Raw genomic sequence first — 14,495 nt, forward strand, 5'->3', positions numbered from 1 at the left:
CTGAATTTACCAAACGCAAATGTCAGATTCCACATTCGTGATGGGATGATGGCGACCCTACAGTGCAATATTGTAAATTTCCGGAAGACCAAAAACCGGATGCTTCACGCGCGTTGAACGAATTGGTTCCAACGTCATCGGAGTGGGTACCCAAGACCGCCCAGAATTGTTGGGATTTTCCGCTTCAAACCAAAAAATCCCTTTGTCGCGTGTGGCCAAGCTAAGCTGTCATAGTTTCGGCGGATTTGGTGCAATTGCAGTCCGGCCTCCGCAAGCTTTGACTTGTACAGTTTCGCCGCGACTGGCCCAACCGGAGCAAATCCGGTGACAACGGTTTTCACACCGGCCGCTTCCGCCGCTGCGACGATCCGGTCTTGCCAGTTTGTTGCTTCAAGACTCGGACAGTCACAGGAATTCCAGATTGCGCCCGCCGCAAAGTTCTGGGCAGTCTTTCCTAGCGAAAGCGGTGAACGCTCGCAGGAAGCAACAAGCCCGATATCAGCGGCAGGTTCATGCGGCAACAATTCTGCAATTTGACAATCCTCTTCAGTCACAAGAAGCAAAAAATCTCCTTTTGGCATTGGGTCGGAAATAGAAAGCGCGACGCTAGGATGTTCTGCTTTTTCTGTTAGTGGTTCCGCATTTTCCGCCAACTGTCCGACAGGGTTAAACTTCCCCTCCGTAAACTTTGCGATGTTGTTGGCCCCAGCGAGATATGTTTTGCCCTTAGTGTGCAGACCAGCGACCCAACGCCAGCTAAGCGTGTTTGATGCCGGGTCGCCGTCCATCAAGTGACGCAAAAAGAAATCTGCGCCCAGTTCCCACGGCAAGCGCAAAGTAAAAATCCAAATCGAGGCGAACCACATACGTGAGTGGTTATGCAAATATCCGGTTTCAACTAATTCCCGCACCCAATGATCGAAACAATCAATGCCAGTTCGCCCCTGAGTCGCATCCCGGTATTCTTGGTTTTGAATTACGCTCTCAAGGGCACGATTTAAGTTGCTCAAATAAGCAGTCCAAACGCTAGGGTGTTGTTCAAGCCATCCTTTGAAATAGGTGCGCCAGAAGACTTCTTGGACAAATTTTTCCGCTTGGGAAAAAGAATGGTGTTTTTGCACTGCGTTAAGCACGTCTTGTTCGGTTATCAAGCGGTGCCGGATCCACGGCGAAAGAGCTGAGACATAGCCACGAAATTCCGGCCCAAAATCATAGTTTCGACGGGCGGCGTATTTACTGCCCGCCAACGGCGCAAAGCTTCTCAGACGTGCCAACCCAGCCTTTCGAGACGGCGTGAACTGCAAAAAACCAAAGTGACCGCTTTCTTCTTCTGACAACATTTTGGTGATCATCTTGAGCGCCTGCATCGTTCCGAGCAATAGCGGACGTCATTCCATACCTTGGCCCACTTCTTGCGCCACGAGAACGGGCGCCCACAGATCACGCAGTTCTTGAAGGGCAGATCAGATTTTTTCATCATGGCAACGTTACTCCTCGAATGGCAGGGTCATCTGAGCAGGCAGAACATTACCTTCGCTACGTTTTCGGTTTGCTGGTCTTGTTTTTCGACTGGCGTGTTTTGCGGCAATAGCCAAGGCTTCGGCTCGAAATGCCTGACCGCGCCTGACCGCCCATATCCGTTGTCGCGCTTCTTTCGCGGCAGATAAATGGTCCACGATTGGGTAAGGATAGGATTTGCCCAACAAATCGACCGCGTTTTCGGCCTTCCAAGGCTCGTGCAAAAACCTGTCTGGTATCTTGGCCAGTTCAGGCACCCATTTTCGCGTGAAAGTGCCGCTGGGGTCCTGATCGTAACCTTGCTTGACCGGGTTGTAGATTCGAACCGTATTTATACCAGTCGTACCCGATTGCATTTGCACCTGGCTCCAGTGAATGCCCGGTTCATAGTCCGTAAAGTACCGAGCGAGCTGCAATCCTGGTGCGCGCCAATCTAACCACAGATGATAGCTGGCAGTCGCCATAACCATGGAGCGCATCCGAAAATTCAGCCAACCCGATGCCCTGAGATATCTCATACATGCATCTAAAAACGGTAACCCGGTTTCACCATTGGTCCATGCCTCCAGCCTGGTTTGATCCGGCTCTGACGGTCGAATAGCATCATAGCCGCGATGAAGGTTTGCATATTCAATACTTGGTTCGGCTTCGAGCTTTTGAATGAAGTGACAATGCCAATGGAGGCGCCCATTGAATGACTTCAACGACCCTTGCCACTCAGTATTATTTTTTGACTGAGTGGTCCGGAGTTCGCGTTGTCGCGCCCAGTTTGCCTGGGTGACTTCGCGCATCGACAATGTTCCCCACGACAAATGAGGCGAAAGCCTGGAACAGGCGCTTTCTCCTTCAACTGGCGATGACATCGCGGTGCGATAAGTCTTAGCGCGGCGCGCGAGGAAGCTGTCGAGCAAACTCAAACCAGCTCGCCGCCCCCCCGTCTGGCGTAGTGGGCAAAAGTCAACCAAAATGCCCAAGTCTTTCGCAGTCGGAATGTTGCCGGGGTCGACTTCCACAGGTTTGAGACGCGGCGGCAGTCGGACCGGTTCCAACATCAGACTGTCCCAACGTTGTGACCAGCCGACGCGAGACTTTAAGCGTCGAAAAACACCATGGTTTTGGACTTCGTACCAAGGAACGCCGAAGATTCGGCACCAAGCAGCCACGCGCAGATCGCGTTGAAAGGTCCAATCGTTCCCAGTTTCTTCATGCGACCACAACGCGGTTATTCCGCGCCTCTTAAGAAGGTCATAAAGAACAGCGGTCACCTCACCAGTTCTAACCACCAACGGCTGACCTAAATTGCCCAAGTCAACGCGCAACTGTTGAAGTGTTTCCTCAACAAAGGCCCATTGCCGACTTGACATATCAGGCGCTTGCCAAAGCTCGGGTTCCGCCACGAATAACGGCAAAACATCCCCTCGAGCCGCAGCTTTGGAGAGAACCCGATTGTCATGAACTCTTAGATCGCGCTTGAACCAGACGACTTGCAAAATGTGACCTCAAATTTGGTACATATCGAAGTAGGAACTAAGGCGATTTGCTTGGTTCTCAATTTTGAGGCTAACGAGAGCCATTGATCGTTTTGATGCGACTAAGAGTAAAGATTGCTTTGGGTGTTAGGTGGGCATCTGATTAAATCTGTAAAAGTTAATTTTCAGCCCAAGGCAGACACCCATGCCGATAAATGATAAGCGTTAGTCTAATGGTTTGAACAATTTATATTTTGTTGGTGGCATGCTCGAATTTGATGCGGAAACAACTCGGCTTTTGGATAGCGTTTATGAAGGTGCAGATGTCACGCGTCGGCGTCGAGGGTCTTTCGACGCACTAAGCCCTGCCCCTGGAGAGATCATTGCGGACATCGGATGTGGTAACGGCCTATTGACAGCCGAGCTTGCCCGAGCAGTTGGTCCAATGGGCCGGATCCTGGGCATTGATCCCAGTGACGCAATGCGGCAATCGGCCGAGAACAGATGTCGTGAGTATGACTGGGTTGAGATAACCGATGGCTGGGCCGGACAACTCCCCGTTGAAGACGCTTCGCTTGACAAAGCTGTTTCGGTTCAGGTTTTTGAATATTTGGACGATATCCCCGCAGCGGTTGCTGAGGCCTATCGCAGCCTCAAGCAGGGCGGTCGTCTTGTCGTGGGCGACATCCATTTTGGCAGCTTAGTCTGGTTCAGCCAATATCCCGAGAGGATGGCCCGGATGGTCAAGGCTTGGGACCAGCACTTTGTGGATAGAGAGGTTCCTGCTCATTTGCCCGCAATTTTTCGCGATGCTGGCTTAATATTAGAAAGCGTAACTCCTGTCACAATTTGCGACACCCAACTCCGGCCAGACGGATTGGCCAATATGATGATAATCCTGATGAAAAGGTTCGCTGAAGCCAATGGACTTGTCCCGGAACTAGAGGCGAAGGAATGGGCTGAAGAGCAGAGGTCTCTGGCAAAGCAAGGAAAATTTTTCTTTTCGGTAACGCATTTCGTTGTAAGCGGTCGCAAAGTTTAGCAACCAGCTTTGCTCATACGTTACCGGTGAGTGTCGAGGGTCCGATCAATGATGTATACCTTTCCGTATTGCGTGCGGCATAATGGCCCCATCGCAGCTTCCTACTAACGACGAATTCGCGGCTACCGCCAAAAGAGGTAACGATTGCGGCCAATACTGTTGAACTTCTTTGAGTGCTCGGGCTTTGAGATCGACCCCCCAAATGGTGACCCAGCCTTCGATAATCCGCTCCCAAATGGGTTGATCAGACGCCGCCTTCCCAGACCAGTATCCTACCGCCATCTCCTTCCACCCATCTACAAGGATGTTCTCGTCATCACGCATCATTGTAATCCACGTTGAATCGTGGCGAGAAGACTGGTCAGCTGAAACCCCAACATCTGTAAGGTAATCTGAATTGAAGTGACCAGACCATTCCTCGCTGTCCCAGGCTTGAGCAGCGCTATCAATATCGTCGAATAAGAATATTCCCGTTACCCTTGAAACAGCAGAGGGAAAGTACTTCCGCCTGTAATCCTCCAGACGGAATTCGGCTGTAGCTCTCGCTGCGTTTCCGTCCCGCAAAAGATCAGTCATCCAGAAACTCATTGCTCCAAGGCGTTCTGATTGGGGAAGGCATGAAGGTGAATAATAATTAGAACGAACCGCATTCCATGCGGCCATTGGATTGTTTATATTTATGCAGGCAAAGCCTTCAAATTGCTCGGACATTTCTTTTTTTGACTACTAACTTGTGAAACTGATGCTTAAGGTCACTGGACACGCGACGATTTATTGCGCTCCATTCTTTCGGAAAAGCTGAGTACTGGTTCGATAAGCAGGATTAGACAGAAGGTAGGCGTGTTCTGTCAGACCCAAAGTTGCTGCGAGCACATCCCAGCAGGGACCCTGAACTATTCTATGTGCGTGGTGACTACACATTCCCCCAAGCTGCCAACAGATACACCAAGAAGTTCTTTGGTCTCCCTATTCAAGCATATGTGCGTGAGGTCATTCGTGCTGGTGAGGTTGGGGTGATTGAGGTTGCTGAGACCGAGATTGATCAAGGTCCAGTTCCCCGCATCAATACCAAGCTGACCAGAGGCAACGTCAAGTGTTGGCACAAGCCCTTTATTGAGTGTCTGTAAGTTGCAAAAACACATGAGTGAAAATTTTGAGGCGACGACAATTCCGTCATCTACCACGTATGATCGAGGCTGGAAAAACTCTTTTGAATTCCAGCCATTTAGATTGGAAAATATGCCATCAGTGACCACATTTAGTTCAAGCCGTTCGGACCGTTCGCAGCGTAGTCGGATTTGTGGCTAAGTCGGTGGCACAAACAGAAAACGTGGTGGTGTAAAGTTCGCTACCCGCCAAGAACACCACCGCAGAACCAGAAAATACAATAAATTCTGATCATTGCCCGAACCTTGTGATTGAACGCTACCCCTCATGCCGAGGTCACCAATCGGTGGAACAGCCATTTTGGCAATACATCGACTTAACAACCAGCTTACAGACCAGCTATCTCGCCCCACCTAGCGAACTCTCTAAGCCGCGCCTCCCGCCCACCATAGGTATTCTCAGCGACAGACTGAGCGGAGTGCCCGAGATACCCGTGACGAACCTCTACAGGTGCCCCTGCATCCCTCAGCTTGTCGCTTGCTCTATGCCGCAGCCCATTGACCACCATACGTTCGTCGTCAGTGTGCTTTCTAACCCACCTCATCAACGCGCCGGAGGCAGCGTCGGGTCCGCCCACACGACCGTAAGATGGGAACAAAGGCTCACCACCTGCGCGCCCCTCAACGAGCTTCCTGAGGGTATTCATGAGGTTGGCTGAAACTATCGGCACATATCTATCGCTGTTGCTATTCTTGATGCCGTTAACCTCGTTAGGGGTGAAGAAGATCGAAGGCGTCTCCCCTTTCAGATCGACGTCGCTGACGCGTAGACCACACGCCTCACCCAGCCGCATCCCAGTGCCCTCAAGCACCCGCCAAAGGTCGGGTAGCTCTTTTTTGCGAACACCTTTCAGGCTTTCCTGAACGGCATCCACGACGCTGTCGGGTAGAGGGAAGTTCTTGTCCAGCGAGCTAATTTGCTCCTTGGGCCATGAAATACGTTCGAATGGGTCTCGCGCCGTTGGTATCTCTAACTCCCTAACGGCGTGGCGATAAGCAGCAGCCGCAATAATCATCTCACGTTGGCAGGACTTAAGCGCCAGAAGTTTGCCGTTGGCTTTCTTAAGACCAAGGAGGTAGTCCCTGAACTTACGTACTGCCTGACGGTCGATACTCTCAATAGTCACTTCTTCCAGTGGTTTCGCTAGGGCATCACTCAGTCGGCCAAAAGTGCGGTTAATCCTTACCATCTGCTTATGATCATCAATGAGACGGTTGTCCTTTGCGTAGATCTCACGCATCTCGATCAGCGTTGGCTTCGGCGGTTCCATGTTGGGGTTCAGAACAGCGGCAACAACTTCAGGGGCTTCTCCACGAGCAGCTAGACTTTCCCCCACTACCCCACGTGTCCAACTGTCTTCGGGGTCCAGACCTACGACACCCGCCATGTAGTGCTCTGCAAGGCGCTGGGCATCTAAGAACTTTGTAGTGGCAGACCTAGTGTCAACCTCGGGGTGGCGCCTTAAGGTGTCCGCGACAATAGTGTCGAAGTTTCTCAGGTGAGATTGATATTCACGCTGGAAAGATAGACCATCGCGGGCCTTTATGTGTTTCTGGTAGGCCTCCTCACCACGGATTTCTCGCACTCGCTTGGGCCACCTCCTCCGAAATCGCCATTGAGTATTGCTGATTTGGTCTACGTATTTGATCGTCATTCTAAAGGCCATTGTGTGCTGTCCGTGTGTGTTGTTTGTGTTAGCTCACACACTCGAAAAACGAATATTGCCCTTGTTTTTATGGACCTAAACCAACTGACCAAGCTGGTCCTGGTGCGGTCGAGAAGACTCGAACTTCCACGGGTGTTACCCCACAGCGACCTCAACGCTGCGCGTCTACCAATTCCGCCACGACCGCACTGCCAATGACTTGGTAGAGGCGCGTATAGACCCAGAGGCTCGGGATGTGAAGAGGCAAAAATCATAACGGTTTGAATTGATACGCATCAGTCATATCTATCGCGTTGGATATGTTTTGCATCAAATTCGGGGCATGGAATGTCGTCGTCAGAACCCACTTCAATCGTGCAAGTTGACATTGTTTCAGATGTAGTTTGCCCTTGGTGTATTGTGGGGTTTCTTCAGCTGAAGCAGGCTTTGAAAAATGAGAACGCCGTTGCACGCATTAGATGGCATCCGTTCGAACTGAATCCCGCCTTGGGTGCCGAAGGACAGAATTTGCGTGACCATATCGCTGAAAAGTACGGTTCTACACCTGAGCAGAGCCAGCAAGCGCGCGACCGACTTACTGCATTGGGGGCAGAACTGGGGTTTGAATTTAACTTCACTGCCGACAGCCGGATTTACAATACGTTTGCCGCGCATCAGTTGCTGGATTGGGCGGAAACGCAAGGTAGGCAGCATCCACTTAAATTAGCGTTGTTCGAAGCCTACTTTACGCGGCAGTTAGATGTGTCGGCGGCCGAGGTTCTATTGGGTGCTGTCCAGATCGCCGGGCTGGATCCCGAGGCAGCACGTTCTGCTCTTGCTTCCGGCGGTCTCGCAAGTCGGGTGCGGGAAAAGCAACAGTTTTGGACAAGTCGGGGGATTTCAGGCGTGCCCACTATGGTTTTTGATGGAAAGTTCATTTTGAGCGGAGCACAAGGCACCGAAACTTATGGACAGGTTTTGCAAAGATGTCTGAACGAGGAGGCCTGACAGCTTCCCCCTTCGTCAAAGACGGTCTAAGGACGTGACATGGAATGGAAGACATCAGATGGTTTGACTGATTACGAAGCGGCGGTCTCTTTTATGGAGGCGCGTGTTGCCGCGATCGCCTCAGGTAAAGCCGACGAGTGTATTTGGTTGCTGGAACACCCAGCATTGTACACTGCTGGCACTTCGGCGCGGATAGAAGACCTGACAGATCCTGACCGTTTTCCTGTCCATTCCACCAAGCGCGGCGGACAATACACTTACCACGGTCCGGGGCAACGTGTGGTGTACGTAATGCTGGACGTATCCAAGCGTGGGCATGACGTTCGTCAATTCGTGAAGCAGCTTGAGAATTGGGTGATTGCCGCTCTGGCAGAATTTAATGTCAAAGGCGAGATCCGCGATGGGCGTGTGGGCGTCTGGGTACAGCGCAACGACAAGCCTTTGTCACCATCTGGTCATCAGGCCGAAGACAAGGTTGCGGCAATTGGCATCCGTCTTCGAAAGTGGGTGAGCTTCCACGGAATCTCGATCAACGTGGAACCGGATTTGAGCCATTTTTCGGGAATCGTACCATGTGGGATACAGGATCACGGGGTGACGTCACTGGTTGATCTGGGATTGCCTGTTACAATGGCTGATTTGGATGTCGCCTTGAAGAAGACCTTTGAAGAAGTTTTCGGCGATCCGACATGTCACTCAACACCACCTGAAACTGACTAACGAATCGCGAAGTAGTGAGCATTTCGCCGACAATCCGATACCTCGCGTCGTTCTGTTTCCAAATTCTAGTCGAATTTCGCCCAGTTTTGCTAAATTCTATCGAAATTCGAGGGTTTCATTATTTCCCCAAGTACAAAGTAAATTGAACCACGTAGTATGTAATGACTGTTAACGAGTGAGTGGTGTCTTAATAAGTGATCTCGGGTAAGCCCGTGAAAATTGACATATTTTTTGTTTATGAGTCTGCCGTTCCGACCCCATGTCGGAACGGCAATTCTCTATTTAAGGCATGCGATTAGACGAAGCGCATCGATATAAAACTGAACCCCAGAACAAATGACGCGGGTGACGGTTTAACCATCAAAGGACGAATTCTAATCCAAAGCCGCCCTGATTTTTTCCGCGTGTCCTGCAATTGCGTCAGCATCGCCCATGTTGCCAGGTGGCCGAACCGGTACGCCGTCATGACGTGGCAGCACATGAAAATGCAGGTGAAAGACCTCCTGCCCACCAGCCGCTTCGTTAAATTGTTGAATGGTGACGCCGTCAGCGTCAAAAGCGGACTTAGTGGCCTGCGCCAGTTTCTGTACCGTCGAAATCACCGCCGCCAACTGTTCCGGCGACGCGTCCAGTATGTTGCGGCATGGGGATTTGGGGATCACCAGCAGATGTCCGTCCGTTCTGGGCATAATATCCATGAAAGCAAGCGTATCGGCATCTTCATACACCCGAGTTGATGGGATTTCGTCTCGCAAAATCTTGGCAAAGATATTCTCGGGGTCGTATGTAGTCATAGTCTGTCTCCGGTCATGAGCTGTTCCAAACTTCTGCGGTTCTGTTCGCCGCCGGTCAAGGTTCATTTTGAACGTTTCAAATATCCCTTGAAGTTTCGAAAATGACGCCCAAATCGGTAACGCCGCAGCCAATTAATGCGCGTGGCGGGGACTGCCCCGCGACAATTATTCTTGATTCATATCAAACTCGACCATTGAAGGTCGCCCCCTCGCAATCTAAAACCAGCACGAATCCCGCGCGTTGGAGAGGTCCGACTGCGCGGTGTAGTTGCAACAGGAGGCACCTATAATGGCAGACGCAGCCATTCATGGTCACGACCATGAAGACCAGCGCAGCTTTTTCCAGCGCTGGTTCATGTCGACCAACCATAAGGACATCGGTATACTTTACCTGATCTTCTCGGCGATCGCCGGGTTTATCTCGGTCGCGATGACCATCTACATGCGGCTTGAACTGATGCACCCTGGTGTTCAGTACATGTGCCTTGAAGGTTTTATGGCCGACCCATGTACCCCTAACGGGCATCTTTGGAATGTGATGATCACATATCACGGCGTCCTGATGATGTTCTTCGTGGTAATCCCTGCTCTGTTCGGCGGATTCGGCAACTATTTCATGCCGCTGCAAATTGGCGCGCCAGATATGGCGTTCCCCCGGATGAACAACTTGTCTTTGTGGCTATATGTTGCTGGCACCTCACTGGGCGTCGTGTCCCTGCTGGCTCCGGGTGGTAACGATCAGGCTGGTTCGGGAGTTGGCTGGGTCCTGTATCCGCCGCTTTCGACAACCGAAGGCGGCATGTCCATGGACCTTGCGATCTTTGCTGTGCACGTGTCGGGCGCCTCCTCGATCCTTGGTGCAATCAATATGATCACAACTTTCCTGAACATGCGTGCTCCGGGTATGACCCTGTTCAAAGTCCCGCTGTTCAGTTGGTCGATCTTCGTTACTTCTTGGCTGATTCTTCTGTCGCTGCCAGTCTTGGCAGGTGCGATCACCATGTTGCTGATGGACCGAAACTTTGGGTTCACCTTCTTCGACCCTGCGGGAGGCGGCGACCCTATCCTTTATCAACACATCTTGTGGTTCTTTGGACACCCGGAAGTTTACATCGTAGTCCTGCCCGGGTTCGGAATAATCAGCCACGTGATCGCCACGTTCTCTCGCAAGCCTATATTCGGTTATCTGCCCATGGTGTGGGCCATCATAGCAATTGGAGCTCTGGGCTTTGTTGTTTGGGCACACCACATGTACACCGTAGGCATGTCACTGCGTCAGCAGGCTTACTTCATGTTGGCAACAATGGTCATAGCGGTGCCGACGGGTGTCAAAGTGTTCTCGTGGATCGCGACCATGTGGGGCGGTTCTATTGAATTCAAGACACCAATGCTTTTCGCATTCGGCTTTCTGTTTTTGTTCACCGTTGGTGGCGTTACCGGAGTTGTTCTTTCGCAAGCCGGCGTGGATCGCGCGTACCACGATACCTACTATGTGGTTGCGCACTTCCATTACGTGATGTCATTGGGCGCTGTGTTTGCAATCTTTGCCGGAGTTTACTTCTACTTTGGCAAGATGACCGGCCGCCAATACTCTGAGTTTTGGGGCAAGGTTCACTTTTGGATGTTCTTCATAGGCGCTAATTTGACGTTCTTCCCACAACACTTCCTGGGCCGTCAGGGTATGCCAAGACGCTACATCGACTATCCCGAAGCCTTCGCTCAGTGGAACTATGTGTCATCGATTGGCGCGTTCATCTCCTTCGCTTCATTCCTGTTGTTCTTTGGTATCGTTTTCTATGCGTTGTTCCGCGGTGCTCGTATCACCCAAAACAACTATTGGAACGAGTATGCGGATACGCTGGAATGGACCTTGCCCTCACCGCCGCCCGAACACACGTTCGAGCAGCTTCCAAAGCAGGAGGACTGGGACAAGGGCCACGCGCACTAACCCAACTTAACACGCGAAAATTAACCCCGTCACAATTGGCGGGGTTTTTTCGTTTTGTGGTCCAGTTTAGCTGCACGTCGCCAGATGAGCAAAAATAGTATATTCTGGAATTTGAAACTTTTCCGGCAAACCGGAGGTTCCAGATGCCAGAAATTGACTTTTGGTTCTCAATCGGCAGCACGTACAGCTTCCTGACTGTCATGCGATTGGATGATTGGTGCGATCAACATGACGCAACAGTACGTTGGCGCCCATTCAATGTCAGAACCGTGATGTCAGCGCAGCAGAACATCCCATTTGCAGGAAAACCTGTGAAATCCGCATATATGTGGCGCGACATTGAACGGCGAGCAGCCAAGTACCATATTCACGCGAAGTTGCCGGCACCCTACCCTATATCCGATCTGGCACTCGCTAATCAGGTTGCTCTGTTGGGCATGGGTGAAGGTTGGGGCAAAAATTTTGTTCAATCACTTTATCGCATTTGGTTTGACGAGGGTATCGAGGCCGGTAGTGAATCTGCTCTATCCGAAGCCTTGCAACGCTGTCAGCAGGAACCTCGTGTCATTCTTGCCCGAGCCCGTAGTGAAGACGCCATTCAAGCGTTGGAAGCAGAAACCGAAAATGCGATTAGCCTTGGCGTGTTTGGCGCGCCTAGCTTTGTGGTACGTGGGGAAGTTTTCTGGGGCGATGATCGACTGGATGATGCTCTTTCCTGGGTTCGGGTGGGTCACGTAACTTGAATTTCCCGCTTCGACTTTTTAGCGGCCTACTCTAGTTTTCGAATATGCCTTACCAATGGAAAGATAACACTGATGGAGCACAGGAACTGCGTCTTTGGGCGCACAACTCGTTGCCCCCACGCGGGGCGATGGGCGTTGTTTTGGCCGTGTTTGTATTTGGCTTGATCCCATTGTTTGCAGTACTTGGATCAGTACTGCTGTGGGGTCTATTGCCTTTTATGTTAGTAACTGTGCTGGGTCTCTGGTTAGCGTTTGAAATGAACTACAAATCACGCGACGTAACCGAAATACTCACTCTGAGCGACACTCAGGCGCACTTAGTGCATCACAGTCCGCGAAAGGGTGATCTGGAATGGTCGTGCAACCGTTACTGGACACGGCCTGAAATGCACGCGCATGGCGGGCCTGTTCCAAACTATATCACTCTGACGGGCGAAGGCAGACAAGTCGAAATTGGCTCTTTTCTATCGGAGGAAGAGCGTGTGGCCTTATACGAAGATTTGGTACAAAAATTACGTGCGCCGGCGGCCTAACAGCCGTCGGCACCGTTCGATGCAGCACAAAGATGGTCCTTAACCATCGGCCCCACCTTTCCAAAGTCCATTTGACCCGTGTAGCGCGTTTTCAGTTCACCCATAACTTTGCCCATGTCACGGATTGACCCGGCACCTGTCGCTGTAATCGCAGTATGAATAGCATTCGCGACCTCATCTGCGTCCAATTGTTTCGGCAAAAATTCTTCGATGACGTCGACTTCGCGCATTTCCCGCTCAGCCAAATCAAGCCGTCCGCCTTCTTCGTAGGCACGCGCGCTTTCTTTGCGCTGTTTGGTCATTTTCCCAAGTATTTCAAGGACCTCGGCGTCGCCGCATCCCTTGGCCTCTTCGTTGTCGATACCCCGGGTAGCGATGTCTCGATCCTTGATCGCAGCATTTATAAGGCGCAACGTCGATAGACGCTCGGCCTGCTTTTCTTTCATCGCTTGCTTCAGGGCGGAGTTCACCCTTGATCGCATATCCATTTCTTCTGTCCATCCCCATGGCAAAGGAACCCTGACCATATCGAAACAAAAAGCGTGATTCAACAGTGAGTATATATGTCTAACTCATTGATTTTCAACAACTGCACAATTTTTGAACAGGCTTGACCTAGCGGCTCAACCCCCTTAGTTATGCGCCGATTTACCCTGCAGGAGACTCGCGCCATGGCACAAAACGCCCAGTCCAAGCCCACTGCATGCCTGGCTTTGGCCGACGGAACATTGTTTTATGGCGCAGGCTTTGGCGCGACAGGACAGACTGAAGCAGAGTTATGCTTTAACACAGCGATGACAGGCTATCAGGAGATCATGACCGATCCCTCTTATGCCGGGCAGATAGTTACATTTACATTTCCCCACATCGGCAACGTGGGCGTGAATCCGGACGATGATGAAACAGGAGATCCAGTCGCGGCAGGAATGGTTGTCAAATGGGACCCCACCGAACCATCAAACTGGCGTGCGACCGAAGAACTCAAATCATGGCTTGAACGGCGAGGCCGAATTGCAATCGGTGGCGTAGACACACGCCGCCTGACCCGCGCCATACGCCAACAAGGTGCGCCGCATGTAGCATTGGCCCACGACCCCAATGGCAATTTCGATATCGAAGCACTTATAAGAGCTGCACGAAATTTCGTCGGCTTGGAAGGCATGGACTTGGCCAAGGATGTCACATGCGCCCAAAGCTATCGCTGGGACGAGATGCGTTGGGCATGGCCTGACGGCTATTCGCGTCAGGAAGATCCTATACATAAAGTTGTCGCTTTGGACTTTGGAGCCAAACGGAACATCCTACGATGCCTCGCCTCTGCCGGCTGTGACGTGACAGTTTTACCTGCCACCGCTACGGCCGAAGAAGTGCTGGCGCATGACCCGGACGGCCTATTTTTGTCGAATGGTCCAGGTGATCCGGCCGCGACAGGCGAATACGCGGTCCCGATGATCAAGGAAGTTCTTGAAAAGACCGATCTGCCCGTTTTTGGCATTTGCTTGGGGCACCAGATGCTTGCTTTGGCTCTGGGCGGTCAAACGGTTAAAATGAATCACGGCCATCATGGTGCCAATCACCCAGTAAAAGATCTGGAAACTGGCAAAGTAGAAATCACTTCCATGAATCATGGATTTGCAGTGGATGCACAATCGTTGCCGGACGGTGTAATCGAAACCCATCGGTCGTTGTTTGACGGATCAAACTGCGGCATCCGCGTAACCGACCGGCCGGTCTATTCCGTCCAGTACCATCCCGAGGCATCGCCCGGTCCACAAGACAGTTTTTACTTGTTCGAACGATTTACGGCTGCAATGGCCGAGCGAAAAGCTTGAGGCTCTCCAGTTTTTATTAAAATTAATATTAAATTAACGTTACTTAAGTGAATCTGCCGAAAATTGCTTTCGGTAG

General features: G+C 51.4%; 14 protein-coding genes and 1 tRNA gene. 7 read left to right on the plus strand and 8 right to left on the minus strand.

Annotation, left to right across the window (positions count from 1 at the left end; all coding sequences use genetic code 11):
• Positions 1-134 precede the first annotated feature (134 nt).
• The 3 genes from AC2FNV_RS09070 to AC2FNV_RS09080 are packed head-to-tail and all read right to left on the minus strand — an operon-like array spanning position 135 to position 3,008.
• Entirely contained in the window at positions 135-1,352 is a 1,218-nt protein-coding gene (locus AC2FNV_RS09070) for an FAD-binding domain-containing protein (RefSeq protein ID WP_254442439.1), read from the minus strand.
• Positions 1,349-1,480: a DUF2256 domain-containing protein gene (locus AC2FNV_RS09075; RefSeq protein WP_254442440.1), complete on the minus strand. Its 132-nt coding sequence runs from the start codon at positions 1,478-1,480 to the stop codon at positions 1,349-1,351. The genes AC2FNV_RS09070 and AC2FNV_RS09075 overlap by 4 nt, the downstream gene beginning before the upstream one ends.
• 7 nt (positions 1,481-1,487) lie before the next feature.
• A complete protein-coding gene (locus AC2FNV_RS09080; RefSeq protein WP_170608356.1) occupies positions 1,488-3,008 on the minus strand; it encodes an FAD-binding domain-containing protein in 1,521 nt (506 codons plus the stop codon).
• A gap of 244 nt (positions 3,009-3,252) precedes the next feature.
• Between AC2FNV_RS09080 and AC2FNV_RS09085 the strand changes: the two genes are divergently transcribed.
• The gene (locus AC2FNV_RS09085) at positions 3,253-4,029 is read left to right on the plus strand and encodes a methyltransferase domain-containing protein (protein ID WP_170610284.1); all 777 of its coding nucleotides are present in this window, start codon (positions 3,253-3,255) and stop codon (positions 4,027-4,029) included.
• A gap of 45 nt (positions 4,030-4,074) precedes the next feature.
• On the opposite strand, the gene AC2FNV_RS09090 is transcribed toward AC2FNV_RS09085, so the two are convergent.
• The 3 genes from AC2FNV_RS09090 to AC2FNV_RS09100 all read right to left on the minus strand — a co-directional run bounded on the left by AC2FNV_RS09090 (position 4,075) and on the right by AC2FNV_RS09100 (position 7,049).
• A complete protein-coding gene (locus AC2FNV_RS09090) occupies positions 4,075-4,605 on the minus strand; it encodes a DUF2441 domain-containing protein (protein ID WP_170608360.1) in 531 nt (176 codons plus the stop codon).
• 919 nt (positions 4,606-5,524) lie between these two features.
• The gene (locus tag AC2FNV_RS09095) at positions 5,525-6,781 is read right to left on the minus strand and encodes a tyrosine-type recombinase/integrase (protein ID WP_170608362.1); all 1,257 of its coding nucleotides are present in this window, start codon (positions 6,779-6,781) and stop codon (positions 5,525-5,527) included.
• 181 nt (positions 6,782-6,962) lie between these two features.
• Positions 6,963-7,049: transfer RNA gene (locus tag AC2FNV_RS09100), tRNA-Leu, on the minus strand.
• 140 nt (positions 7,050-7,189) lie between these two features.
• Here AC2FNV_RS09100 and AC2FNV_RS09105 point away from each other — a divergent pair.
• Both AC2FNV_RS09105 and lipB read left to right on the plus strand, forming a co-directional pair.
• Positions 7,190-7,849 (plus strand): DsbA family oxidoreductase, encoded by a 660-nt coding sequence (locus tag AC2FNV_RS09105; protein ID WP_170603757.1) that lies wholly within the window; start codon positions 7,190-7,192, stop codon positions 7,847-7,849.
• A gap of 39 nt (positions 7,850-7,888) precedes the next feature.
• Entirely contained in the window at positions 7,889-8,569 is a 681-nt protein-coding gene (lipB, locus tag AC2FNV_RS09110; protein WP_170603759.1) for a lipoyl(octanoyl) transferase LipB, read from the plus strand.
• Positions 8,570-8,943: 374 nt separating this feature from the next.
• On the opposite strand, the gene AC2FNV_RS09115 is transcribed toward lipB, so the two are convergent.
• Complete coding sequence (locus tag AC2FNV_RS09115) at positions 8,944-9,363, minus strand: HIT family protein (RefSeq protein ID WP_170603761.1); 420 nt, start codon at positions 9,361-9,363, stop codon at positions 8,944-8,946.
• Between the two features lie 289 nt (positions 9,364-9,652).
• Here AC2FNV_RS09115 and ctaD point away from each other — a divergent pair, with 289 nt between their 5' ends.
• From ctaD to AC2FNV_RS09130, 3 genes are all read left to right on the plus strand, one after another.
• A complete protein-coding gene (gene ctaD / locus AC2FNV_RS09120) occupies positions 9,653-11,311 on the plus strand; it encodes a cytochrome c oxidase subunit I (protein ID WP_170475696.1) in 1,659 nt (552 codons plus the stop codon).
• Between the two features lie 143 nt (positions 11,312-11,454).
• Complete coding sequence (locus AC2FNV_RS09125; RefSeq protein ID WP_170475698.1) at positions 11,455-12,054, plus strand: 2-hydroxychromene-2-carboxylate isomerase; 600 nt, start codon at positions 11,455-11,457, stop codon at positions 12,052-12,054.
• 44 nt (positions 12,055-12,098) lie between these two features.
• The gene (locus AC2FNV_RS09130; protein ID WP_170603763.1) at positions 12,099-12,587 is read left to right on the plus strand and encodes a DUF2244 domain-containing protein; all 489 of its coding nucleotides are present in this window, start codon (positions 12,099-12,101) and stop codon (positions 12,585-12,587) included.
• Here the strand turns inward: AC2FNV_RS09130 and AC2FNV_RS09135 are convergent.
• On the minus strand, positions 12,584-13,075 hold the full coding sequence (locus AC2FNV_RS09135; RefSeq protein WP_170476571.1) for a GatB/YqeY domain-containing protein: 492 nt from the start codon (positions 13,073-13,075) through the stop codon (positions 12,584-12,586). The genes AC2FNV_RS09130 and AC2FNV_RS09135 overlap by 4 nt on opposite strands.
• Before the next feature lie 183 nt (positions 13,076-13,258).
• Between AC2FNV_RS09135 and carA the strand changes: the two genes are divergently transcribed.
• Positions 13,259-14,419: a glutamine-hydrolyzing carbamoyl-phosphate synthase small subunit gene (carA, locus tag AC2FNV_RS09140; RefSeq protein WP_170603764.1), complete on the plus strand. Its 1,161-nt coding sequence runs from the start codon at positions 13,259-13,261 to the stop codon at positions 14,417-14,419.
• The last annotated feature ends 76 nt before the right edge of the window (positions 14,420-14,495 follow it).

It is taken from the genome of Ruegeria sp. BHSA163, assembly GCF_059613365.1.